This is a genomic window from Oricola sp. (genome assembly GCF_965230365.1).
Classification (GTDB): domain Bacteria; phylum Pseudomonadota; class Alphaproteobacteria; order Rhizobiales; family Rhizobiaceae; genus Oricola.
Genome location: NZ_OZ246003.1, coordinates 859,047 through 882,989 on the forward strand (window position 1 = coordinate 859,047; position 23,943 = coordinate 882,989).

Sequence of the window (23,943 nt, forward strand, 5' to 3'; positions counted from 1 at the left end):
TGCAACGTTACGAAGCGTGAAGTCCCTCAGTACTCCTGGTTGAGGGCGTCGGCGGCCGGGATCTCCCGTTCGCGGCGCGCGATGTAGTCCAACAATTCCTCGTCTTTCGCCGGATCGAGCTTGGGTTCCTCGTATTCGGCCAGCAGTTTCCTGGCGTATTTCAGAGCGCGTTCAGTGATCTCCACAGACCCTTCGGCGATCCATTGTTCGATCGAATTGTTGTCGAACAGCTCCGGCATGAAGAAGGCGCGCTGGAAGTTTTCCTGGGTGTGCGGATGACCGAGATAGTGCCCGCCGGGTCCGATGTCGCGGACCGCCGCGAGCCCCTCCTCGAAATCGTCCCAGCGCGGCCCTTCCGCCATCCGATGGGCCATGGCGCATTGTTCGGCATCGACAATGAACTTTGCGACCGAGCAGTGCATGCCCGCCTCGTTCCAGCCAGCCGAGTGCCAGATGTAGTTGGCACCGGCGTGGATGACCGACGAAAGCGTCGTCGCGCTTTCATAGCCGGCCTGGGCGTCGAATGTCTTGGCGCCGCCGAGCGTGTTGGAGGTGCGCCAGGGGATGCCGTAGTGCCGGGCCATCTGGCCGATCATGAAGTTCATCAAGCTGATCTCGGGCGTGCCGGCCATCGGCGCGCCGGACTTCATCGAAACGGTGGACAGGTAATGGCCGTAGATCGCCGGGCAACCCTTGCGGATGACCTGCGTGTAGGCCAGCGCGGAAAGCGCTTCGGCATTCAATTGCGCGATGGTCGGCGCGACAGATGCCGGCGTGTTGGCGCCGCCGAGCACGAAGGGGGAGCACAGGACCGGCTGGTTGCGCCGGCAGAATGCGCGCATCGCGCCCAGCATGGTCTCGTCCCAGACGAGCGGCGAATTACCGTTGCAGTTGCCAGTGGTGACCGGATGGGTCTCCATGAAATCGTCGCCGAACAGAATCGCGCACATGTCCATGACATCCTCGGCGTTCTTCGGGCTGGTCGTCATGCCCATGAAGGTCTTGTCCGAGTGCTTCATCGACGAATAGGTGATGCGCAGGTGGCGCTGGCTGATCGGGTGGTCGTAGGGCTCGACGATGTGATGTGCGCTGGAGTGCAGAGCCGGCAGCATGTGGGCGAGCTTGTGGAACATCGCAAGGTCGTCGAGTGTCGGATTGCGCCGTATATCCTCCAGGTCGCGCAAGAACGGCGCGCCGGTCATCGGCACGAAGACCGAGTGCGGACCGCCGAGACGCACGTTCTTCTCGGGATTGCGAGCATGGTAAGTGAAATCCGACGGGATCGTGGCGATCAGGTCGCGGACCATCGCGCGATCGAGATGCACGCGTTCGCCACGTACATCGGCGCCGGCGTCCTTCCAGTCCTGAAGGGCGATGGGATCGCGGAACACCACACCGACCTCTTCGAGGATATCCATCGATGCGTTGTCGATCATGGCCACCTGCTCGTCGCTCATCGGCTCGCAGACGGGCAGATTTCGGGTGAGCCCGGGCAGCATCTCGTGTTTCGGTGCGCCGCGCAGCGTGCGGCGGGCGTGACGACCGCCGGACCTGCTGCGGGCTCTTGCTGTGTTGTTCATGGCATCAAACCTTCATTCGCCAAGATGTGGACTTTGCCGTTCCCGGCGGCGCGGTGCCGGTTCATTTGCGAAGGTATCGGGCAGAACCCGACATCGGCACACCGGATGCCGGAATGGAGTGCATGAGGGCTCTTCGCCCCGGCGATCGAACGCGGATGCGATTCGGCGGGCGCGAATTGCTTCACCGAAATGTCATGTCAACGGGTGGAAGTTGGCTGGTGTTCGTGTTTAGCTGCGAAAATGTCGCTAACTGACTACTCATTAGAGACATCGCGGTTGACGTTGAGGCGATGGTGTCAGCCATCGGGCCCGATGCCGCAGTTCAACAGGTTACGAGTGGAGGCAACCTTCGAATGAACAAAGATCCCAAAAAGGAAATGATCGACCGGCTAGCCGCGGAAGCGCGCAGTGGCGGTCTGTCGCGCCGCGACTTCATGCACTATTCGCTAGCTGCCGGTGTGACAGCCGCGGCCGCGTCCGGGCTGTGGACCACCCACGCGGCGGCGCAGACGCCGAAGCAGGGCGGCACTTTCCGTGTCGGTATCCATGACAACAACACATCGGACACGCACGATCCGGGCACCTATCTGACGGTCCAGAACATCTTTCTGACGCACACGCATCGGTCCTACCTGACGCTGATCAACACCGATCAGACGCTCGGGCCGGATCTTGCGACCGAATGGACAAGCTCTCCGGACGCGTCCGAATGGACCTTCAAGCTCAACGAGAACGCCAGCTTCCACAGCGGCAAAAAGGTCACCGCCACCGACGTGATCGCGTCGATGAACCACCACCGCGGTGAGGAATCCACATCCGCTGCCAAGTCGCTGTTGACCGACGTGGTCGATATCGTGGCCGATGGCGATTACGCCGTGACGTTCAAGCTTTCCGGCGCCAATGCGGACCTGCCGTGGCTGATGACCGATTATCACCTGGCGATCTGCCCGGCCAAGGATGACGGTTCGATCGATTGGGAATCCGGCGATGGCTGCGGTCCCTACAAGATCGACGAAGGCGAATTCGGTATCGGCTTCAAGCTGAGCCGCCATGACGGCTGGCACGGCGAGGGTGCCTATTTCGACAAGGTTGAGATGATCGCGCTGAATGATCCGAACGCCCGCCAGACGGCGCTGGTGACCGGAGATGTGGACGCAGTGTCGCTGATCGACCTGAAGACCATGGCCCTGATGGAGCGCAATCCGAACGTCGTTATCGACAATGTCCCGTCGGGTTCGACCCTGACCATGCCGATGCACTGCAACAAGGCGCCGTTCGACAATGCCGATGTGCGCAATGCGCTGAAACTGGCGATGAACCGTGACGAGATTATCGAGAAGATCGCGTTCGGCGCGGCGACGAAGGCGAATGATTTCCACCATTCGCCATCGATGCCGTATTGGCCGGACGATATCCCGCAGCGCGACTACGATCCGGATCAGGCAAAGTCGCTTCTCAAGAAGGCGGGTGCAGAAGGCCTGACGATCGATATCAGCTCTGCGGAATCAATCTATTCCGGTGCTGTCGATCTCTGCGTTCTCTACGCCGAGCACGCCAAGGCGGCAGGCATCACCATCAACGTCGTCCGCGAACCGAATGACGGTTACTACTCCGATGTCTGGCTTAAGAAGCCATACTGTGTGGTCGCCTGGGGCGCGCGTCCGACGCCGGATGTGATGTACTCACTTGCCTATAAGGATGACGCGGCCTGGAACGAGAGCTTCTGGATCAACGAGCGTTTCAATGAACTGCTTCGCCAGGGCAAGGGTGAGCTGGATGACGGCAAGCGCGCCGAAATCTACCGCGAAATGGCGATTCTCGCCCGCGACGATGGCGGCACGCTGATCCCGTTCTTCCGGAATTTCGTCTATGCGCGCAGCAAAAAGGTTCAGCATTCCGGCAGCCTCGCCGCGAGCTGGGAGCTGGATGGCTGTCGCGCGGCAAGCCGCTGGTGGTTTGCCTGATTGAACTGAGACCGGACCCGGCGAAGGTTTCGCCGGGTCCGATTTCCATTTGCCGCGCCCTGTTCTTTAGCGCTGGTGTTTCACCCGTAACTGATGCGAACATGACGTGGCGGCGCGGATTGGCGATCCGGACCGATCCGTGGACCAACTGGAGGGACCAATGGGGGATATCTTAAGGCTTGTAGCCAAGCGTCTCGGCTGGGGGCTGCTGACCCTGCTGGCGATCTCAGTGATCATTTTCTTTATGGTCGAGATGTTGCCCGGCGACATGGCGCAGGCGGTTCTCGGCCAGGGCGCGACCGAGGAAAACCTGCGGGCGATGCGCGAACAGATGGGTCTGGATCGGCCCGCATGGCTGCGCTATCTCGACTGGCTCTTCGGCGTCGCGCAGGGGAATTTCGGCATATCGCCTATCACCAACATCTCTGTTGCCGAGATGATCGGTGACCGGTTCGTCAACACGTTGTTCCTTGCCGCCTACGCCGCCGTGATCGCAGTGCCGTTCGCGATTCTCCTCGGCGTTCTGGTCGCGTTGCTGCGCAACTCGATCTTCGACCGGGTTGCCAACGTCCTGACGCTGACCTCGATCTCATCGCCCGAGTTCTTTCTCGGCTACATCCTGATCCTCTTCTTTGCGGTGCGAAACAGCTGGTTTCCGGCGATTTCAAGTCTCAGTGATGACATGACGTTCATCGAGCTGTTGCAAAGGGCGTTCCTGCCCGCGTTGACGCTGGTGCTTGTCGTCACCGCGCACATGATGCGCATGACACGCGCCGCGATCATCAACCTGCTGGCATCGCCTTATATCGAGATGGCAAGGCTGAAGGGGGTGCCGCCCTGGCGGGTCATCGTGCGGCACGCGCTGCCCAACGCATGGGCACCAATCATCAACGTTGTCGCGCTCAACCTCGCCTATCTGATAACCGGCGTGGTGCTTGTGGAAGTTGTCTTCGTCTATCCGGGTATCGGGCAGGCGCTGGTCGATGCCGTTTCCAAACGCGATTTCCCGGTTGTTCAGGCCTGCTGCCTGATCTTCGCCGCCACCTTTATTCTGCTTAATCTTGCGGCCGATGTCGGAGCGATCCTGACCAATCCGCGTCTGCGGCATCCGAAGTAAGGGGGCGGAACCATGAGCGTATTTGTCGTTGTCTATTTCGCCTTTCTCATCATCGCATCCTGTCTTGCCGCCTATTACAGGCGGGAAGGCGCGTTCCTGACGATCTTCTCGCTGACGCTGGTTTCGTTTGTGCTCGGCATCGTCGGTGGCGTGGGTGCGTTGCGTTTCGTTGCGGTTGCGGCCGGCCTGCTGGCCTTTGCAGCGGGGGTTTCGTACTGCTTCCGCGAGTTCTTGATCGTGGTCACGCCGGAAGGCGTTGCCAAGGAACTGCGAACCGCCCCGCTGACAGCCGCATTCGGGATGTTCGTCATCTTTACCTATGCGGTTGCCGGCATTTTCGCTCCGGTTATCGCGCCATTCGGTGAATCGGAGGTGATTTCCTCGGCCTTCGCACCGGCCGACGAGAACATGCTGCTCGGCGCCGACCAGTTGGGCCGCGACATGTTCAGCCGGATCATCTACGGCGCCCGCAACACCGTGTCGCTTGCCCTTGTCGGTACGGTCCTCGCCTTCGTGCTTGGCGCGATGGCTGGCCTTCTGGCAGCGACGCGCGGCCGGATGTTCGATACACTCATGGGCAGGGTCGCCGACGTTATCATGTCGATCCCGTCGCTGATTTTCGCGCTGCTGATGCTGTCGATTTTCGGTGGCACGCTTGCGACACCGACAACGAGTTTCGCGCTTCTGGTCGGCTTCTCGGTGATCGTCGGCTTGCTGTTCGTCGCGGCCGCGGCCGAGGGCGTCAGCGGCTGGTTGATCGGTCTTGCGATCGTGGCCGCCTCGGCTGCGGCCGCCGGCCTTGTCGGGACGCAACTCTTCGATCCGTCGGAAGTGATCCTGATCCTTGTCGTCGCAGTGATCTACAGCCCGAGGGTGTTTCGTCTGACCCGCGCCGTTGCCGGCAATGTGGTGGTGATGGACTATATCGAAGCGGCAAGGCTGCGCGGCGAGGGTACTTGGTACCTGATCCGCAGGGAAATCCTGCCGAACTCGACCGCTCCGCTGATCGCGGAATTCGGCCTGGAGTTCTGCTTTGTCTTCCTGCTGATCGCCGGCTTGTCCTTCCTGGGTCTGGGCATCCAGCCGCCGACGGCGGACTGGGGCTCGATGGTTCGAGAAAACGCGACGTTGATTTCCTTCGGGGACATCACGCCGCTGATTCCTGCCGGTGCGATTGCGCTGCTGACAGTTGCCGTCAACTTCGTCGTCGACTGGATGCTCTACCGGTCGTCTGGTTTGAAGGAGTGATCATACATGTTTGACAAGAAAGACATCCTTCTACGCATCAAGGATCTCAAGATCGAAGGCTACTCCGACGAGGAGTGGATCGAGATCGTGCATGGTGTCGACCTGACGCTGCATCGTGGCGAGGTGCTGGGGCTGATCGGTGAATCCGGTGCCGGTAAATCGACTATCGGTCTTGCGGCAATGGGTTTTGCTCGCGATGGCTGCCGCATCTCCGGCGGCTCGGTCGAGTTCGATGGCATGGAGCTGACCACGACACCGCCATCGGCGCTGCGCGCACTTCGCGGCTCGCGCATTGCCTATGTCGCGCAGTCGGCGGCGGCCTCGTTCAATCCGGCGCACAAGATCATCGACCAGCACACCGAGGCACCGATCCAGTACCGTATCCAGAAGCGGCTGGAGGCGCAGGAAGACGCGATGGAGCTCTATGAGCGCCTGCGTCTGCCCAATCCCTCGGAGATCGGCTTCCGTTATCCACACCAGGTGTCCGGCGGCCAGTTGCAGCGTGCCATGACCGCGATGGCGATGGCTTGCCGTCCGGACCTCATCATCTTCGACGAGCCGACAACAGCGCTCGACGTGACAACGCAGATCGAGGTGCTGGCTGCGATCCGCGATATCGTCGACCAGTTCAATACCGCGGCGATCTACATCACGCACGATCTCGCGGTGGTTGCCCAGATGGCGGACACGATCAAAGTGCTGCTGAAAGGCAATGAGGTCGAGGAAGCGCCAACCGAAGAGATGCTGGAAAATCCGCAGGAGGATTACACCAAGAGCCTTTGGGCGGTGCGTAGCTTCAAACGACCGCAGAAGGACCGTCCCAATGGCGATTCGGTTCCGGTCGTCTCGGTTAAGAACATCGATGCTTCCTATGGACCGGTGAAGGTGCTCGACGATGTGTCGTTCGACATCTATGCCGGGATGACCGTTGCCGTCGTTGGCGAATCCGGATCGGGCAAATCGACGACCGCGCGTTGCATCACCGGCCTGTTGCCGCCGACCAAGGGCGAAGTCCTGTTCAATGGCGAAGTCTTGCCGCCGAGCTACCTCAACCGCACCAAGGAGCAATTGCGCCAGGCGCAGATGATCTATCAGATGGCCGATACCGCGCTCAATCCGAAGGTGCGGATCAGCGAGATCATCGGCCGACCGGCACGGTTCTACAGCAACCTGCATGGCCATGAGCTAAAGAACCGGGTCGACGAGTTGCTCGACATGATCGAGCTCGAGCCGCGCCAGTTCTACAACCGGTTCCCGCCGGAGCTTTCGGGTGGGCAAAAGCAGCGTATCGGCATTGCCAGGGCGCTGGCGGCCAATCCGACCTTCATCATCTGCGACGAGGTGACGAGCGCGCTCGATCAGCTTGTCGCCGAAGGCATCCTGAAACTGCTGGACCGGCTGCAGCGCGAGTTGAACCTCGCCTACATGTTCATCACGCACGACCTGGCGACGGTTCGTTCAATCGCCGACGAGGTGGTGGTCATGCAGCAGGGCAAGGTGGTCGAGCAGGGGCCGAAGGAAGAGATGTTCAAGCCGCCGCATCATCCCTATACGGACCTGCTGTTGTCGTCGGTTCCAGAAATGGATCCAAATTGGCTCACGACCTTGCTTGAAGAGCGCGGCGTCGACAATGTCGGCGAATCGGCTGACGTCTGACGCAGCTTGTCGGGGCGCTGTTCGAATACCATCGCGGGCGAACGACCTCTGGATCGTTCGCCCGCGTCGGTTAAGAAGTGATCGCCATCGCGGACAGGACCATTGTCCCGAGGATGACGGCGTAAACGCCAACCACTGCCGGCCAATTGGCCGCGCGCAGATCGCGTTCGCGGATGAAATGTTCACGGTCCATCACGGCCTCCTGTTCTTTCGTCAATCTTCCAGCGCACTTGTTGCCGGAACAATTTCCAACAATCATTCGGTCGCGCGCACTGACACACTTAGTACAGCGAATCAAGAAAAAAAGATGAACGCAGCCATGCGATTATCGCAATGCTGATACTTGAAACCCGCATATCTAAAATACGCTTATTTCTCAGCATGTTACGCCATTCGTATCGCTTCGATACAGGTGCTTGAATCGGGTGCGATCGGAGTGCCTGCTGCTGGTGGCGGGCCGGTCCTGTGCCATGGTGTGTCGCAGGTTGGTTTGCACTGCACAATGAATGCCGCTAAATCGCTTTACGATCACTTGTTTGCAAGTTTGGGAATCTGACGTGGCCATTCGCAAAATTCTTGTCGCCAATCGCTCCGAAATCGCCATTCGCGTGTTCCGCGCGGCAAACGAACTCGGGATCAAGACCGTCGCGATCTGGGCCGAGGAAGACAAGTATTCGCTGCACCGCTTCAAGGCCGACGAAAGCTACCAGGTCGGTCGCGGTCCGCATCTCGACCGCGATCTCGGGCCGATCGAAAGCTATCTGTCGATTGAGGAGGTGTTGCGCGTTGCGCGCCAGTCCGGTGCCGACGCAATTCACCCCGGTTACGGCCTGTTGTCGGAGAGCCCGGAATTCGTGGAGGCGTGCGCGGAAGCTGGCGTCACGTTCATTGGTCCGCGACCCGAGACGATGCGGGCGCTGGGCAACAAGGTCGCCGCGCGCAATCTTGCGGTGTCGGCCGGGGTTCCCGTCGTGCCGGCCACCGAGCCCCTGCCCGACGACATGGAGACGGTCAAATCGATGGCCGAGGAGATCGGCTATCCGGTGATGCTCAAGGCATCCTGGGGCGGCGGCGGGCGCGGCATGCGCGCAATCCGCTCGGCCGATGAAATCGAGCGCGAGGTAACCGAGGCCAAGCGCGAGGCGCGCGCCGCATTCGGCAAGGACGAGGTCTATCTGGAAAAGCTTGTCGAGCGCGCCCGTCACGTCGAGGTGCAGGTGCTCGGCGATACCCACGGCAATCAGGTGCATCTGTTCGAACGCGACTGCTCGATCCAGCGCCGCAACCAGAAAGTCGTTGAGCGGGCGCCCGCCCCTTATCTCGACGACGAACGCCGGGCCGAACTGTCCGGCTACGCGCTGAAGATCGCGGGAGCGACCGACTATGTCGGCGCGGGCACGGTCGAGTTCCTGATGGATGCCGACACCGGCGAATTCTACTTCATCGAGGTCAACCCGCGCATTCAGGTCGAGCACACCGTCACCGAGGAGGTGACGGGCATCGACATCGTCAAGGCGCAGATTCACATCCTAGAGGGTGCTGCGATCGGCTCGCCGGAATCCGGCGTGCCGGCGCAGACCGATATCCGGCTCAACGGTCACGCGCTGCAGTGCCGGATCACCACCGAAGACCCCGAGCAGAACTTCATTCCCGACTATGGCCGGATCACCGCCTATCGCGGCGCGACAGGCTTCGGTATCCGGCTCGACGGCGGCACGGCCTATTCCGGCGCGGTCATCACGCGCTACTACGATCCGCTGTTGGAGAAGGTGACGGCCTGGGCGCCGACGCCGCAGGAAGCGATCCGGCGGATGGACCGGGCGCTGCGCGAATTCCGGATCCGCGGCGTGGCCACCAACCTGACGTTTCTCGAGGCGATCATCGGCCACGAGAGCTTCCAGGACAACAGTTACACCACCAAGTTCATCGACACGACGCCCGAACTGTTCCAGCAGGTCCGGCGGCAGGACCGCGCGACGAAGCTTCTGACCTATCTGGCCGACGTGACGGTCAACGGCCATCCGGAAACCAAGGATCGTCCCAAGCCGGCTGCGGATGCCGCGCCGCCGATCGTGCCGTGGGTCGGGATCCCGCTTCCGGATGGGGGCACGAAGCGTGAACTCGACGCATTGGGACCCAAGAAGTTCGCCGAATGGCTGCGCGGCCAGGACAAGGTGTTCCTGACCGACACGACCATGCGCGACGGCCACCAGAGCCTCCTGGCGACGCGAATGCGCACCGCCGATATCGTGCCCATCGTCGGCACATATGCACGCGCCTTGCCGCAACTGCTATCGCTGGAATGCTGGGGCGGCGCGACCTTCGATGTGGCAATGCGGTTCCTCAACGAGGACCCTTGGGAGCGGCTCGCCAAGATCCGCGAGCAGGCGCCCAACATCCTGCTGCAGATGCTGCTGCGCGGCGCCAACGGCGTTGGCTACACCAACTATCCCGACAATGTGGTCAAGCACTTCGTGCGCCAGGCGGCCGAAGGCGGCATCGACCTTTTCCGGGTATTCGACTGTCTCAACTGGGTCGACAATATGCGCGTGTCGATGGACGCGGTGTGCGAGGCGGACCGGATTTGCGAGGCGACGATCTGCTATACCGGCGACATCCTCAACTCCGCACGGCCGAAATACGACCTGAAATACTATGTCGATCTCGCCGGCGAATTGGAGGCGGCCGGCGCGCACATGATCGCGGTCAAGGACATGGCCGGCCTGTTGAAGCCGGCTGCGGCCAAGGTGCTGTTCAAGGCGCTGCGCGAGGCGACCGACCTGCCGATCCATTTCCACACCCACGACACGTCCGGCATTGCGGCAGCCACGGTGCTGGCCGCCGTCGACAGCGGCGTGGACGCGGTGGACGCGGCGATGGATGCGTTGTCCGGCAACACGTCGCAGCCCTGTCTCGGGTCGATTGTCGAGGCGCTGCGGGGCACCGAGCGCGATCCGGGTCTCGATTCGGAATGGATCCGCAAGATCTCGTTCTACTGGGAGGCGGTCCGCAGCCAGTACGCCGCCTTCGAAAGCGACCTCAAAGGGCCGGCCTCGGAAGTCTATCTGCACGAAATGCCGGGCGGGCAGTTCACCAATCTGAAAGAGCAGGCGCGGTCGCTTGGCCTGGAAACGCGCTGGCACGACGTGGCGCGCTCCTATCACGACGTGAACATGATGTTCGGCGACATCGTCAAGGTGACGCCGTCTTCCAAGGTCGTTGGCGACATGGCGCTGATGATGATCAGCCAGGAACTGACCGTCGCCGACGTCGAGAACCCCGACAAGGACATCGCGTTTCCAGACTCGGTCGTTTCGATGATGCGCGGCGATCTCGGCCAGCCGCCGGCGGGATGGCCGGAAGGTATCCAGAAGAAGGTGCTGAAGGGCGAGGAACCGTATACGGCGGTGCCCGGGTCGCTGTTGCCGCCCGCCGATCTCGATGCCGTGCGCAAGGAGATCGAGGAGAAGCTCGACCGGCCGATCAGCGAGTTCGAGTTCGCTTCCTACCTGATGTATCCGAAGGTGTTCACTGACTTCGCGTTGACCCAGGCGAAATACGGTCCCGTCTCGTCGCTGGCGACGCCGGTCTATTTCTACGGAATGGCGCAATCCGACGAGGTGTTCGCGGAACTGGAGAAGGGCAAGACACTGGTGATCCGTTGCCTTGCCATCAGCGATACCGACGAAAAGGGCATGGTTACGGTGTTCTTCGAGCTGAACGGCCAGCCGCGCCGGGTCAAGGTGCCGGACCGCGCGCATGGCGCGTTGGGCGCGGCGTCGCGCCGCAAAGCCGATCCCGGAGACGGCAATCATGTGGGTGCGCCGATGCCCGGCGTCATCTCAACCGTTGCAATCTCGGCGGGCCAGGAAATCCGCGCAGGCGATGTGCTGGTGTCGATCGAGGCCATGAAGATGGAAACCGCGATCCATGCCGAACGCGATGGCAAGGTGGCCGAGGTTCTGGTCAAGGCCGGCGACCAGATCGACGCCAAGGATTTGCTGGTCGTCTACGGCTGAACAGTTGGCGCGGTGCTACCTGCGTCACGGTTTGTGTTGCCGCATCAAGGTTTGTGAGGTTGGCGTGCATGATGGCGGTTTACACGCGAACAGTTGATGCATAGCGTGGCTAAATCGATTTAAAAAACCTGTCGACCGGGGTCCGGGAACGAGGCATGGATACGTTGCGAGCCACGGCGACTGTCGTCGGTCCGGATACTCTCCGCAGGGCCCGCCGGGCCGTTTCGGCGGCGTTTTTCGCCAATGGATTCACGATCGGCCACTGGGCGCCTAAAATCCCGGTGATGACCGAACGGCTCGCGGTCAGCGAATCGACCTTCGGCCTGATGATCGTGCTGTTCGGTCTTGGCGCTCTGCTGGCCCTGGTTGCCGCTGCTGTGGCGTCGACCCGGTTCGGATCGCGGCCGGTGTTGCGCTGGACGTCGCTGCTTTTGACCCCGTCGCTTGTTGTGCTGACATTTGCGCCGACGCCGCTCACCGCGGCGTTGGTGATGCTTTGGCTGGGCATGTTTCTCGGTGCCATGGACAACGCGATGAACGCCAATGGAGTGACCGTCGAGGTCGCGCTGGCGAAACCGGTCATGTCCTCCTACCACGGCTTCTGGTCGCTCGGCGGCGTGGTTGGCGGCCTGTCCGGCGGCGCGATGATCGTCTGGCTGGGCGAATTCGGACATTCGCTGGTGGTCTCGCTGATAACGCTCGCGATTGTCGTCGCTGCCTGGCCGTTCTTCATGGATGATCGCGAGCATCCGCCGGAAGGCGATGCCGGTACGCGTCGCATGGCGGAGCTGCCACGCAGACCCGGCATTTACATTCTGGGCATTGCCACCATGCTGGCCTTTGCTTCCGAAGGCACGGTCATCGACTGGAGCGCGTTGTTCTTGAAGAACGAGCAGAGTGCTCCGATCGTGGTGAGCGGATATGCGTTCGCCGCGTTCTCGGCGACAATGGCGCTGATGCGGTTTCTCGGCGACGGGTTGCGCGTGCAACTTGGCGACCGGCTGACCTATGTCAGCGGCGCGGTGGTTGCTGCCATTGGCCTGGCAATTGCCGGCATGTCGACGTCCTTTATCGTTGCCTGTTCCGGGTTCCTTATCGCCGGTCTCGGCATGGCGAACCTCGTGCCCGTGCTGTTTTCGGCCGCCGGGCGCTATCCGGGGATAAAGCCCGCCATCGGTATCGCGGTGGTCACCACATTCGGTTATGGTGGCCTGCTGTTCATTCCGGCGCTGGTTGGCCTTGTCGCCGAACATCTGTCGTTGGCGACAGTGTTCGTCGGCTGGGGCCTGATCGTTTTCGTGCTGGCTGGCCTCGGCTTTATCTTTCCCGGCCTCGGTCGCCGGCCGCGCTGAGAGGCAGCGCGGAAATCGCGTTGGCGAGAAAATCGAAGACGCGGCGCACTTTCGGGCTGTGCTTGAGTTCCTGGTGCGAGGCAAGCCAGCACGGCAACGGCTCGATATCGAGTTCCGGCACGACGCGGATCAGGTCCGGAGACTGTGCGGCGACAAAGAGCGGTCCGAAGCCGATGCCCGCACCCGCCTTGACCATTTCCCAGTAGGCGACCTGATGGTCCGTGCGCAGCCGGAATATCGACCGCTGAAATTGGAGCCCGAGCCGCTCCATGCCACGTTCGATCAGGTCAGTCCGGTCGTAGCCGATCATTCGGTGGCGCTGCAGTTCGGCAATCGACGCTGGCGCGCCGTGCCTGTCGAGATAATTGCGATGCGCGAACGCGCCCATCGATATCTGATTGAGCTTGCGCGCAATCAGGTCGTTCTGCACGGGCCGGACCATTCTGAGCGCGATATCGGCGTCGCGCGCCAGCAGGTTCTCGACTGCGTTTGTTGCGACCAGTTCGATTTCGATTGCCGGTTCAGCTTCCAGAAGCGTCGAGAGAACGGGCGGTAACAGATAGGTCGAGACGACTTCGCTGGCGGTTATACGGACTGTCCCCTCGATCCGCGTATCGCGTCCGGTTGCCGTCATCGCGAAAGCCGCCGCCCCGGTCTGCATGGCCCGCGCTTCTTCGGCGAGCGCGAGCGCGTTTTGCGTTGGGGCCATCCCGGACCGGCCGCGCGCGAACAGGACCAGCCCGGTGGTGTGTTCCAGTTCGGTGATGTGCCTGCCAAGGGTCGGTTGCGAAACGCCGGTCACAGTCGAGGCTTCGAGCAGCGAGCCGGCATCGAGCACGGCCAGGAAGCTCTTCACCAGGTTCCAGTTGAAGCGATCCGTATCCATTCATTAATGAATATCAGATGTACACGTATACGTATATCAATTCATCTATGAAATTCGGTAACTGTCTGCGGGTTTCGACACAGGAGTTGCACCATGCAGACAATCGCTATTCTCGGCGCGGCCGGCCGTTTCGGAGAGGCGGCGGCGCTGGCATTTCTCAAGGCCGGATGGCGCGTGCGCGGCATCGCGCGTGGACCCAAGCTGAAAACACTTGCCGCAGGTGTCGAGCCGGTCGAGGCCGATGCCTATGACCGGCAGTCGCTGATCGCCGCCTGCAAGGGCGCCGATGTCATCCTGCATGCGCTCAATCCGGCCTACGATCAGTGGGACACGACAGTCCTTCCGCTTGCAGAGAACGTGCTTGCGGCAGCTCAGGCGACCGGCGCGACGGTGATGATCCCCGGAAACGTCTACAATTTCGGCAGCGCGATCGCGCCGGGCATGAAGGAAGACGATCCGGCGAACCCGGACACGCAAAAGGGCAGGCTGCGCGTCGAAATGGAAGCGCTGTTTGCCAATGCGGCGGAACCGAGCGGTGTCCGTACCATCGTGATCCGGGCGGGCGACTTCTTTGGCGGCAAGCGGCCTGAGAGCTGGCTCGACCTGATGATCCTCAAGGACCTTGGCAAGGACAAGTTTACATGGCCCGGTCCGCGGGGCACGCTCCATGCCTTTGCCTATCTGCCGGATCTGGCCGAAACCTTCGTGCAAGTGGCGGAAAAGAGGGCCGAATTGCCGCCCTTCGAGCGGCTGCACTTCAAGGGATATGCGGTCACCGGCTCTGAAATGCAGGCTGCGACCGAGCAGACGCTGGGCCGCGATCTCAAGCAGGCCGGTGCGCCCTGGATGCTGTTGCGGCTTATCGGCCTGTTCAACCCGGTGCTGCGGGAGGTCGCCAAAATGTCCTATCTGTGGCGCGTGCCGCATTCGCTGGACAATTCGCGTCTGGAGGCGTTGATCGGCCTCGAACCGCACCGTCCGTTGGCGCGTGCCATTGGCGAGGCCGTGACGGAGCTCGGCCTCGATTCCGGTGCTAACGCCGTGCCGGCCCGCGATGGGGGCGCAATGGAGTTGTCGCGGCACTGACGGGCAGTCCGTTCGACAAACCCCGTTCTACGCCATTCGGATAGGGGTCCATTGTCTAATTTACGTGTGGACAGCGTCTGGATTAAACCGCACACAGTCGGTTGGGGGATGCCGGTGTCCGACACCGGACGTTCGAACCGAATTCGACAATGCCAGTTGCGGGAGGAACCGGAATGACTGTCCAAGTCCATCGTGTCTTGCCGAGCGCCAAGAAGCGCGCTCTGATCGATGATGAGAAATACCTGAAGTGGTACAAGCAAAGCGTGTCCTCGCCCGAAAAGTTCTGGGGCAAGCACGGCAAGCGGATCGACTGGTTCGAGCCCTTCACGAAAGTCAAGAACACCTCTTTTGAAGGCGATGTTTCGATCAAGTGGTTCGAGGACGGCGTGACCAACGTCTCTTACAACTGCATCGACCGGCATCTGAAGAAGCGTGGAGACCAAGTCGCCATCATCTGGGAAGGCGACAACCCCTACGACGACAAGAAGATCACCTATAACGAGCTTTACGAGCAGGTTTGCAAGCTCTCCAACGTCCTGAAGGCGAATGGCGTCAAGAAGGGCGACCGGGTCACCATCTACATGCCGATGATCCCGGAAGCCGCCTACGCGATGCTTGCCTGCACGCGTGTCGGCGCCATTCACTCGATCGTTTTCGGCGGATTTTCGCCGGACGCATTGGCCGGGCGCATTCACGACTGCGAATCGACCTTCGTGATCACCGCGGACGAAGGTCTGCGCGGCGGCAAGAAGATCCCGCTCAAGGCCAACACCGACAAGGCGATCGAGATTGCCTCCCGCGACGGCGTCGATGTGACCGGTGTGCTGGTCGTCAAGCGTACCGCTGGTGCGATCAACTGGGTGGAAGGCCGGGATATCTGGTACCACTCGGCGATGGCAGAGGCGAAAGCCGAATGCGCGCCGGCCAAGATGAAGGCGGAAGATCCGCTGTTCATCCTCTACACCTCCGGATCGACCGGCAAGCCGAAGGGTGTCTTGCACACCACGGCTGGCTACCTGATCTATGCGTCGATGACGCATGAATACGTCTTCGACTACCATCCGGGCGATATCTATTGGTGCACCGCCGATGTCGGCTGGGTGACCGGCCATTCCTACATCGTCTACGGACCGCTCGCCAACGGCGCGACGACGCTGATGTTCGAAGGCGTTCCCAACTACCCGACGCCGGCGCGCTTCTGGGAAGTCGTCGACAAGCACCAGGTCAACATTTTCTACACCGCGCCGACCGCCATCCGCGCGCTGATGGGCGCCGGCGACGAGCATGTGACGCAGACGTCGCGCAAGTCGCTGCGGACACTCGGTTCGGTCGGCGAACCGATCAATCCGGAGGCCTGGGAATGGTACTACCACGTGGTCGGCGAGGAGAACTGTCCGATCGTCGATACCTGGTGGCAGACCGAGACCGGCGGGATCCTGATCACGCCGCTGCCCGGTGCGACCAATCTGAAACCCGGTTCGGCGACACGCCCCTTCTTCGGGGTCCAGCCACAATTGGTCGACAATGACGGCAACGTGCTGGACGGGGCCGCCGACGGAAATCTGTGCATCACCGATTCCTGGCCGGGCCAGATGCGCACCGTCTACGGCGATCACGACCGTTTCATCCAGACCTACTTCTCCACCTACAAGGGCAAGTACTTCACCGGCGACGGCTGCCGTCGCGACGAGGATGGCTACTACTGGATCACCGGCCGCGTCGACGACGTGATCAACGTGTCCGGCCACCGGATGGGAACCGCCGAGGTCGAAAGCGCGCTGGTCGCACACGACGCCGTCTCCGAGGCTGCCGTGGTCGGCTATCCGCACGACGTCAAGGGGCAGGGCATCTACTGCTACGTGACGCTGATGCAAGGGCTGGAGCCGAGCGACGAACTCCGCAAGGAACTGGTCGGTCATGTGCGCAGCGAGATCGGCCCGATCGCCTCGCCCGACAAGATCCAGTTCGCACCGGGCCTGCCGAAGACCCGGTCCGGCAAGATCATGCGGCGCATCCTGCGCAAGATCGCCGAGGACGATTTCGGCTCGCTCGGCGATACCTCGACGCTCGCCGATCCGGCGGTCGTCGACGACCTGATCGAGAACCGGCAGAACAAGAAGGGCTGACGGCGTTCGGGCGGTCGCTTGGTCCTGTGACGGAGGTCACAGGGCCGCGCGCCCTGATCGGCTAGTGCTGTCTCCAAACCCAAAACCGTCGCGCCACCGGCGCGGCGGCCAACGATTGGAGACGGCAATGAAGACGCTTATCGCAACCGCCGCGCTGGCGGTCCTCGCAACCTCGGCCTTCGCCGGCGGCAATTTCCAGCAGGGCGGTTCCGGCCCGCTCAAGGTTGAATCGGTCATGATTGGCATCAAGTCGCCGGCCAGCAACGCCTGCCCGGCCAATGCGACCGCAAAGTTCTGGATCTACACCAACAAGCCCGGCACCGTCAGCTACATGACGATCCGCGAGGGCGTTGGTGCCAGCGCGGTCAAGACGGTGCAGGCCAAGAAGGTCAACGGCAAGTATGTTGCCGCGGTCTCGCAGCAGATGGTGATCGAAAAGAAGATCAACACGCGTTACCGCGTCGCCGCGAAAGGTGCCGGCGACTACATGCTTTCCAACTGGGCGCCGCTGAAGGCGAACTGCACCATCATGCTCGGCGGCTGAGACCGCCCGGCAGGCTTCAGCGATACAGATGCGCGCGCGTCGGCGGCAGGCCGCTGGCGCCGCGCCTCTTGTGCGAGGCGAGCGTCTGGTAGAGGCGCATGCCCTGGCGCTCGAACTGCAGCGACGAACCGGCCAGATAGGCAAGCCACAGCCGCGTCAGCACCTCGCCGGATTCGGCGACGGCAGCGTCGTAATTGGCCAGCAAACGATCATGCCAGCGCCGGCAGGTGCGCTGATAGTGCTCGCGCAGATTTTCCACGTCGTGGACCTCGAAGCCGAACTGTTCCAGATTGGTGACCGTGTTGCCGATATGATCGAGTTCGCCGCCGGGGAAGATGTATTTCGTCATCAGCGCGGTCTCTTCGTTCTTTTTGCGGAAGGTCTCCATATCCTTCTTCATCGGCCGCGTGATGGCGTGATGCAGGAACAGCCCGTCGTGTTTGAGGACGCGCTTCACGGTCGAGTAGTAGGTCGGGTAGTTGTCGATGCCGATATGCTCCTGGATGCCGATCGCGGCGACCTTGTCGAACCCGCCCTCGACAGTGGCATAGTCGGCCAATTCGAAGGTCACCTTGTCCTGAATGCCGAGACGTTTGGCCTTGTCGCGGGCATAGTCGACCTGTTGGGTCGACAGCGTGACGCCAAGCGCGGTGACGCCGTAGTTCTGGACGGCGTAACAGGACAGCGCGCCCCATCCGCAGCCGATATCGAGCAGACGGTCGCCGGGCTGCAATTGCAGTTTGCGGCAGATGTGTTCCAGCTTGTCGCGCTGCATCTGGTCGATGTCGTTGTGCCAGTCCGTGCAGTAGCCGCAGGTATAGACCATCTCCTCGTCGAGCCAGAGCGCGTAGAAGGCGTTGGAGACATCGTAGTGGTACTGGATGTTCTTCTCGTTTTCCTCGCGGCTGCCGTCGCTGGGTTTTTCTTCCGGCGTTTCCTTCAGCGGCCAGGGTCCGCCCTGGCGGACGAACCAGAACTTGCGCGCTGTGTTGAACGCCAAAAGCTTGTTGACGGATTTGCGAATGTCGCGCGTACGCACCTTGGGGCGCTGGGCGGCGAGGTCGAACAGGTCGCCATTGACGAGGTCGATGCGTTTGGCAACCCAGATATTGGCCAGCGTTTCCATGTTGGGTTTGCGCATCAGCGCGGCGATCGTTCCCTCGTCGGCGAAACGCACCGCGAAGGCGTCGTCAGCCAGGTTTTCCGGGATTTTGGTGCCGTCCCAGAGGATGAAACCCATGTCGATCTGAAGAATCTCGCGCACATGTGCGAGCAGTCTCGCGAATGTCCTGGCACGGCCTTTCGCGCCCATCGGCTGTCTCCATTATCGGTTGAAACCGCACCATAACGAACGGCGATTGCAAAGCAATCGGTCGGCCGTGTAGGTCGCCGCCACGTCAACGGCAAGAACTGCAGTTGCGCATTAACGGGAATCGCGCAACACTGAAAGGGTGTTCAACAAGCGAAAGGAGGTGGTCCGATGTCTAGCGGTTCAGTGGTTACGGTTCGGTGCGAGCGGATTGCCATCGGTCGGAGCAGCCTCTGACGGATCGCGAGATCGCGACGGGCCCTGATTGCAGATCAAGTCCAGGGTCCGGCGGCTGACCGTGCCGCTCAATTGCGAAGGCCGCCCATTGGGCGGCCTTTCTAATAGACGAGGTGGGGTTGCGTCAGTTGATCAGCAACAGGCCCTTGATGTCGTTGGCGATTTCGACGAAGGCATCTTCCAGGTCGTCGTCGTCGGTCGCGTTGTAGTAGAAGGTCGTGCCGCTGCTCGTGGATGCGCAGCTCTTCATCAGCCTCTCTGCATCTGAACCCGCATCGAAGGCGATCGAGTAGATCTTGACGCCCTTGGCTTTCATGGCATCACACAGCGCGGTCGAGTAGTTTTCGGAGAGGCTTGTTCCGTAGCCCGAGCAGTACTGGCCGCTCGATTCATAGGTGTTGAACGCGCCGTCCGTCATGATGATCGCGTGCTTGCTGACGCCCAGCGTATTGAAGTCTTCGGCGTGCTGGGACGTGCTGCTCCAGGCGGAATTCCAGTTTGGCGACAGCATGTAGTAGCTCCACGCGATGGCGATATGACCGGCCGTGCAACCGCTGGCGGTGAACGCGTTGATCTTGTTCTTCAGCATGGTCTTGTCGGCGGACATGCCGACGATCTCGGAACTCGGGCAACTGTAGGCCGATGAGCCGATCTTGGCCGAGCTGTTGGCAAAGGCGTCGGTGTGAGCCTGCGACCCGGTGCGTTCGCGCACACAGTCCGGATAAACGGTCTGGTAGTAGCAGTACCGGTTCCACCATCCACCGGAGCATACGCGTTTGTAAACGCCAGTGGTCTCGATCTTGTCGATCACCGGCGCCGCATTGACCGCTTCCGAATAGGGGATGAGACCGATACGGATCCGGTCGGGGCTGTCCTCGTCCTGGAAAAGGGTGTCTATCGCGCTGTTCGAGGCGGTCTTCAGCGCCTGGAGCTTGGTCGTTGTTGAGCCGGAGATGTTCCATCCCATCGACCCGGTAACGTCGAGCGCCATCACGACTTCCACCTTGGTGTTGGAGAACTGTGCCTTTGAGGTCGTCTCCACCTTGTGCTTTTCGTAACCGACGAGGCCGGCCATTGTCATGTCCATCAGTGCGTGCGCATCGACCTGCAGCGTCTTCGCGCTGGTATCGACGGTAATGGCTTCGATGACGACATCTTCGATGGTCAGGTTGCGGCCATCCAGATTGGCGTCGATGTAGGCAAGCACCTTTTCCTCGGCCTGATCGAGCGGGATATCGCCCTGTGTCAGACCCTGTGTGGTCGCCAGCACCGCGGCATCGATGGCCTGCGTCAGCTTCAGGTGCAGCGCGTACATCCGCGAAACATCCAGGGCCATGGTCGCAGACATCAACAGCGCGGTCGCGCCGATGCCGAACATCGCTCCGAAATTACCTTTCCTGTCGCGGTAAAAGCGCGAGAACCAGTCTGTAAGCCTAGGCACGGTCGGACTCCTTCGGATCGGGCGCGGATGGATGCGGCGCGCCCATTGCAAATCCAAGGCTCAGACTAGGCGAGTTTTCCCTATACGAGGGTTAATACATGGAAAAACATGTATAATGAATGAAAAAAAGGTGAATGTCCGGTTAAATCTGTCGGAAATATTGCTTGCAAGTGTCTACCTTCAAGACGTCGTGCCCTTGATTGTCACATTGCGGGAGCCTTAGTCCCGAATGTGGACATGTGTCCCGATGTCTGAAACTGGAGGCCCCGGTTCGAGCGCGTCCGGGCTAAAAGTCGACCGCTATGCCCTTGACCTCCCAGTCGCCGTATCGCGCCGGGTCCGCGCCTTGCCTGCCGCCGATCTCGCGCGGTTTCGGTTGCGTCTCCGCATCGTTCTTTGCGCGTCGCTCTTGCGCCTCGGCCAGGGCCCGGCGCGCCGCAGGCGGCAGGTCCTCGAGGCGGCGGAGGGCCTGTTCGGGTTCTTCGGGGGCATTCGGTTTGTCGGTGCCTGCGGTGTTGTCGCTCATGGCCTTGTCGCATTGATGCATGTTGAAAACGCGGATTGACAGCCACACTATATGGTTGGACAGCAGACAAAATCCACCATTTCCGATGCGGGAGCGAATCCTATGAATCTTGTCAGGACGGCCATGCTGATCGCCTTCATGACGGCGCTTTTCATGGGGGTCGGCTACATGATCGGCGGCGCCGGCGGCATGATGATCGCCTTGGTCATCGCGCTGGCGATGAATGCATTCAGCTATTGGAACTCCGACAAGATGGTGTTGCGCATGCACAACGCGGTCGAGGTCGACCGCAAAAACGCGCCCGAGTATTTCGGCATCGTTGAAGCGCTGGTCGAGCGCTCCGGATTGCCGATGCCGAAGGTCTACCTGATCAAGAACGACCAGCCGAACGCGTTTGCCACGGGGCGGAACCCGGACAACGCAGCCGTTGCCGCGACAACCGGGTTGCTGGAACGCCTGAGCCGCGAGGAAGTGGCTGGCGTGATGGCGCATGAACTGGCGCATATCCAGAACCGCGACACGCTCATCATGACAATCACGGCGACCCTGGCCGGCGCGATTTCGATGTTGGGCAATTTCGCACTGTTCTTCGGCGGTTCGCGCAACAACAACAGTCCTTTCGGTTTTGTCGGCGTGCTTCTGGCGATGATCGTCGCGCCCTTTGCGGCGATGATCGTTCAGATGGCGATCAGCCGGACGCGGGAGTATTCGGCCGACCGGCGAGGTGCGGAGATCTGCGGCAATCCGGAGTGGTTGGCATCCGCACTCGCCAAGATCGCTGCCGCGGCGGGCCGTCATGTCAATGTCTCGGCCGAAAACAATCCGGCGACAGCGCATATGTTCATCATCAATCCCTTGAATGGCCAGCGTGCCGACAACTTGTTTTCAACCCATCCCGACACGGAAAATCGTATCAGGGCGCTGATGGCGATGGCGGGCGAAATGGACCGCGAACCCGAGCCGGTCCGGGGGCGGCCGCGCGAACAACCGCCAGCGCAACCGGCTCGGCGCGGTTCATCGGGCGTTCCGAAGACGGGAGATCGTCAATGGGGACGCGGTTCCGATGACGATCAGGGACCGTGGGGTTGAGTAAATCGAGGCTTGCCGCAACCCGCCAGCGCGGCACAGGAAAGAGCAAGAACGCCGGTACCGAGCCAGCTTCCGCGCCCGGACTGACAGCCCGCCAGACCGCACACCGGATTCTTGGTGCAATCCTGGAAGCAGGCGCATCGATGGATGCGCTGACCGACGAGCAACACGGACATCCGCAATATCTGGCGCTGGATAGCCGCGACCGCGCGCTCGTTCGCGCGATCCTTTTGACCGCCTTGCGTCATCACGGCGATCTGCAGGCGGTTGTCGATAGTTTCACGGACAAACCTCTGCCCAAGGGGGCGGCACCGGTTCGCCATATCCTGACCGCCGGGCTTGCCCAGATTCTCCTGTTGGACGTTCCCGATCACAGTGCGGTCGATATCGCAGTATCGGCTGCGCGCGGCGATCCGCGGGCCCGGCGCTTCGACAAGCTGGTCAACGCGCTGTTGCGGCGCGCGGTGCGCGAAAAACAGGAATTGCAGACCCGCATTGAGGGCGCGCTGCATTATGGCCCAATGTGGTTTCGCGAGCGGCTGGCCACTGTCTACGGCGCGCAAATGTCAGACGCGATACTTCGCCGGCACCGGATTGAAGCTCCGATCGACCTGACGCTCAAACGTGCGGAGCGGGCCAATGCCGCCCTGTGGGCCGAGCGGCTTGATGCGGTCGTGTTGCCGACAGGCTCGCTGCGGTTGCGCGATCGGACGAGCGATATCGCTTCGCTGCCGGGATATGCTGAAGGCGCCTGGTGGGTGCAGGACGCGTCGGCGGCTGTTCCTGCTTGCCTGTTCGGCGATCTTCACGGAAAGCGGGCGATCGATCTGTGCGCCGCGCCTGGCGGCAAGACGGCGCAGCTGGCCGATTCGGGGGCGGCGGTTACCGCGCTCGATCTGTCCGCCAACCGCCTAAAGCGTCTTGCCGAAAACCTTTCGCGTCTCGGGCTTGCCGAGCGTTGCAACGCTGTGAAGGCCGACATGATGCGGTTCGAAGATACGCCCCTTTATGACGCCGTTCTTCTGGACGCGCCGTGCTCATCGACTGGGACGGTGCGTCGGCATCCCGATGTCCCGTTTGCGAAGTCGATGGCCGATGTCGAAAAACTGGCGCAGTTGCAGACCCGGATGTTGAACCGTGCTGCGGATCTTGTGGCGCCGGGCGGCGTTCTTGTCTTTTCCAACTGCTCGCTCGATCCGTTGGAAGGCGAGGAGATTGCCGAGCGTTTCAGCGATGACCGTGAAGACTTCGAGGTGATCCCGGTCAAGGTTTCCGAGCTTCCCGGACTGGAACAAGGAGTCACGCCGCAGGGTTACGTGCGCTTGACGCCGGCAATGCTGGAAGTCGATCCACCCGGACTGGGCGGGGTCGACGGTTTCTTTGCTGTGCGTTTTCGGCGCATGGGGCTTGTTTGATTGTAAAGATGCGGCAAATCAATATCCTCTGATTCGAACCAGAGCGTTTTACGGTTAGCTTGAAGCAGCTTGATGAGAGCTGAATTTCGCAACTGGCCAGGAGAAGACCGCAGAGCGATGCCCCGGGCATCGCTCGAGGATTTCGACGCCGCCGGGGCGGAAAGCAGCCTCAAGCCGGAGGTTATGCAGTTGAGCATGTTAAGCAGTTCCAGTTCGCCTGAACCTGTTGTTTCGCACAGTGATCAGCGTGGCGAAAATCTGACGGGTTTCGACCCGCTTCGCTTTCCGCTCCCTGTGTCTGCGCGAAGTCCCGGCGTTCAAACGATTCAATCTAACCCGGAAACGCCC

At 61.3% G+C, this 23,943-nt stretch carries 17 protein-coding genes; 11 read left to right on the top strand and 6 right to left on the bottom strand.

Going from position 1 to position 23,943, the window contains the following annotated elements:
- Positions 1-26 precede the first annotated feature (26 nt).
- Entirely contained in the window at positions 27-1,580 is a 1,554-nt protein-coding gene (locus ACO06R_RS04190) for a trimethylamine methyltransferase family protein (RefSeq protein WP_421856481.1), read from the bottom strand.
- A 353-nt stretch (positions 1,581-1,933) separates the two neighbouring features.
- Between ACO06R_RS04190 and ACO06R_RS04195 the strand changes: the two genes are divergently transcribed.
- The 4 genes from ACO06R_RS04195 (at position 1,934) to ACO06R_RS04210 (ending at position 7,565) form a co-directional block, all read left to right on the top strand.
- Entirely contained in the window at positions 1,934-3,544 is a 1,611-nt protein-coding gene (locus ACO06R_RS04195; protein WP_421856484.1) for an ABC transporter substrate-binding protein, read from the top strand.
- A gap of 160 nt (positions 3,545-3,704) precedes the next feature.
- Complete coding sequence (locus tag ACO06R_RS04200; protein WP_421856487.1) at positions 3,705-4,661, top strand: ABC transporter permease; 957 nt, start codon at positions 3,705-3,707, stop codon at positions 4,659-4,661.
- A gap of 525 nt (positions 4,662-5,186) precedes the next feature.
- Positions 5,187-5,909, top strand: a complete 723-nt coding sequence (locus ACO06R_RS04205) for an ABC transporter permease (protein WP_421859203.1) — start codon at positions 5,187-5,189, stop codon at positions 5,907-5,909.
- 6 nt (positions 5,910-5,915) lie between these two features.
- A complete protein-coding gene (locus ACO06R_RS04210; protein WP_421856490.1) occupies positions 5,916-7,565 on the top strand; it encodes an ABC transporter ATP-binding protein in 1,650 nt (549 codons plus the stop codon).
- Between the two features lie 70 nt (positions 7,566-7,635).
- Here the strand turns inward: ACO06R_RS04210 and ACO06R_RS04215 are convergent, their stop codons facing one another.
- Positions 7,636-7,758, bottom strand: coding sequence for a hypothetical protein (locus tag ACO06R_RS04215; protein WP_421856493.1), 123 nt, complete (start codon positions 7,756-7,758; stop codon positions 7,636-7,638).
- A 364-nt stretch (positions 7,759-8,122) separates the two neighbouring features.
- On the opposite strand from ACO06R_RS04215, the gene pyc reads away from it, so the two are divergent.
- Both pyc and ACO06R_RS04225 read left to right on the top strand, forming a co-directional pair.
- Complete coding sequence (gene pyc, locus ACO06R_RS04220) at positions 8,123-11,584, top strand: pyruvate carboxylase (protein ID WP_421856497.1); 3,462 nt, start codon at positions 8,123-8,125, stop codon at positions 11,582-11,584.
- A 155-nt stretch (positions 11,585-11,739) separates the two neighbouring features.
- A complete protein-coding gene (locus ACO06R_RS04225) occupies positions 11,740-12,936 on the top strand; it encodes an MFS transporter (protein WP_421856500.1) in 1,197 nt (398 codons plus the stop codon).
- Here the strand turns inward: ACO06R_RS04225 and ACO06R_RS04230 are convergent.
- On the bottom strand, positions 12,902-13,822 hold the full coding sequence (locus ACO06R_RS04230) for a LysR family transcriptional regulator (RefSeq protein ID WP_421856503.1): 921 nt from the start codon (positions 13,820-13,822) through the stop codon (positions 12,902-12,904). The genes ACO06R_RS04225 and ACO06R_RS04230 overlap by 35 nt on opposite strands.
- 93 nt (positions 13,823-13,915) lie before the next feature.
- On the opposite strand from ACO06R_RS04230, the gene ACO06R_RS04235 reads away from it, so the two are divergent.
- The 3 genes from ACO06R_RS04235 (at position 13,916) to ACO06R_RS04245 (ending at position 17,578) form a co-directional block, all read left to right on the top strand.
- Positions 13,916-14,908, top strand: coding sequence for an NmrA family NAD(P)-binding protein (locus tag ACO06R_RS04235; protein ID WP_421856506.1), 993 nt, complete (start codon positions 13,916-13,918; stop codon positions 14,906-14,908).
- A 173-nt stretch (positions 14,909-15,081) separates the two neighbouring features.
- The gene (gene acs, locus ACO06R_RS04240) at positions 15,082-17,034 is read left to right on the top strand and encodes an acetate--CoA ligase (RefSeq protein ID WP_421856509.1); all 1,953 of its coding nucleotides are present in this window, start codon (positions 15,082-15,084) and stop codon (positions 17,032-17,034) included.
- Between the two features lie 127 nt (positions 17,035-17,161).
- Positions 17,162-17,578 carry a hypothetical protein gene (locus tag ACO06R_RS04245; RefSeq protein ID WP_421856512.1) on the top strand — a complete coding sequence of 139 codons (417 nt, stop codon included), beginning with the start codon at positions 17,162-17,164 and terminating at the stop codon, positions 17,576-17,578.
- Positions 17,579-17,594: 16 nt separating this feature from the next.
- Here ACO06R_RS04245 and ACO06R_RS04250 read toward each other — a convergent pair whose 3' ends face one another.
- From ACO06R_RS04250 to ACO06R_RS04260, 3 genes are all read right to left on the bottom strand, one after another.
- Positions 17,595-18,890: a class I SAM-dependent methyltransferase gene (locus tag ACO06R_RS04250; protein ID WP_421856514.1), complete on the bottom strand. Its 1,296-nt coding sequence runs from the start codon at positions 18,888-18,890 to the stop codon at positions 17,595-17,597.
- A 358-nt stretch (positions 18,891-19,248) separates the two neighbouring features.
- Entirely contained in the window at positions 19,249-20,565 is a 1,317-nt protein-coding gene (locus ACO06R_RS04255) for a pilus assembly protein TadG-related protein (protein WP_421856517.1), read from the bottom strand.
- Between the two features lie 286 nt (positions 20,566-20,851).
- A complete protein-coding gene (locus ACO06R_RS04260; protein WP_421856520.1) occupies positions 20,852-21,091 on the bottom strand; it encodes a DUF1674 domain-containing protein in 240 nt (79 codons plus the stop codon).
- A gap of 102 nt (positions 21,092-21,193) precedes the next feature.
- Here ACO06R_RS04260 and htpX point away from each other — a divergent pair, with 102 nt between their 5' ends.
- Both htpX and ACO06R_RS04270 read left to right on the top strand, forming a co-directional pair.
- A complete protein-coding gene (gene htpX, locus ACO06R_RS04265; RefSeq protein WP_421856523.1) occupies positions 21,194-22,180 on the top strand; it encodes a zinc metalloprotease HtpX in 987 nt (328 codons plus the stop codon).
- Entirely contained in the window at positions 22,177-23,595 is a 1,419-nt protein-coding gene (locus ACO06R_RS04270; RefSeq protein ID WP_421856526.1) for an RsmB/NOP family class I SAM-dependent RNA methyltransferase, read from the top strand. The genes htpX and ACO06R_RS04270 overlap by 4 nt, the downstream gene beginning before the upstream one ends.
- Positions 23,596-23,943 lie beyond the last annotated feature (348 nt).

Bases quoted from the DNA above. Each gene is read 5' to 3' on its own strand.
- ACO06R_RS04235 (WP_421856506.1), top strand. From the start codon at position 13,916: ATGCAGACAATCGCTATTCTCGGCGCGGCCGGCCGTTTCGGAGAGGCG.
- ACO06R_RS04230 (WP_421856503.1), bottom strand. From the start codon at position 13,822: ATGGATACGGATCGCTTCAACTGGAACCTGGTGAAGAGCTTCCTGGCC.
- htpX (WP_421856523.1), top strand. From the start codon at position 21,194: ATGAATCTTGTCAGGACGGCCATGCTGATCGCCTTCATGACGGCGCTT.
- ACO06R_RS04210 (WP_421856490.1), top strand. From the start codon at position 5,916: ATGTTTGACAAGAAAGACATCCTTCTACGCATCAAGGATCTCAAGATC.
- ACO06R_RS04260 (WP_421856520.1), bottom strand. From the start codon at position 21,091: ATGAGCGACAACACCGCAGGCACCGACAAACCGAATGCCCCCGAAGAA.
- ACO06R_RS04245 (WP_421856512.1), top strand. From the start codon at position 17,162: ATGAAGACGCTTATCGCAACCGCCGCGCTGGCGGTCCTCGCAACCTCG.
- ACO06R_RS04200 (WP_421856487.1), top strand. From the start codon at position 3,705: ATGGGGGATATCTTAAGGCTTGTAGCCAAGCGTCTCGGCTGGGGGCTG.
- acs (WP_421856509.1), top strand. From the start codon at position 15,082: ATGACTGTCCAAGTCCATCGTGTCTTGCCGAGCGCCAAGAAGCGCGCT.
- ACO06R_RS04215 (WP_421856493.1), bottom strand. From the start codon at position 7,758: ATGGACCGTGAACATTTCATCCGCGAACGCGATCTGCGCGCGGCCAAT.
- ACO06R_RS04225 (WP_421856500.1), top strand. From the start codon at position 11,740: ATGGATACGTTGCGAGCCACGGCGACTGTCGTCGGTCCGGATACTCTC.
- ACO06R_RS04195 (WP_421856484.1), top strand. From the start codon at position 1,934: ATGAACAAAGATCCCAAAAAGGAAATGATCGACCGGCTAGCCGCGGAA.
- ACO06R_RS04190 (WP_421856481.1), bottom strand. From the start codon at position 1,580: ATGAACAACACAGCAAGAGCCCGCAGCAGGTCCGGCGGTCGTCACGCC.
- ACO06R_RS04250 (WP_421856514.1), bottom strand. From the start codon at position 18,890: ATGGGCGCGAAAGGCCGTGCCAGGACATTCGCGAGACTGCTCGCACAT.
- ACO06R_RS04205 (WP_421859203.1), top strand. From the start codon at position 5,187: ATGGCTGGCCTTCTGGCAGCGACGCGCGGCCGGATGTTCGATACACTC.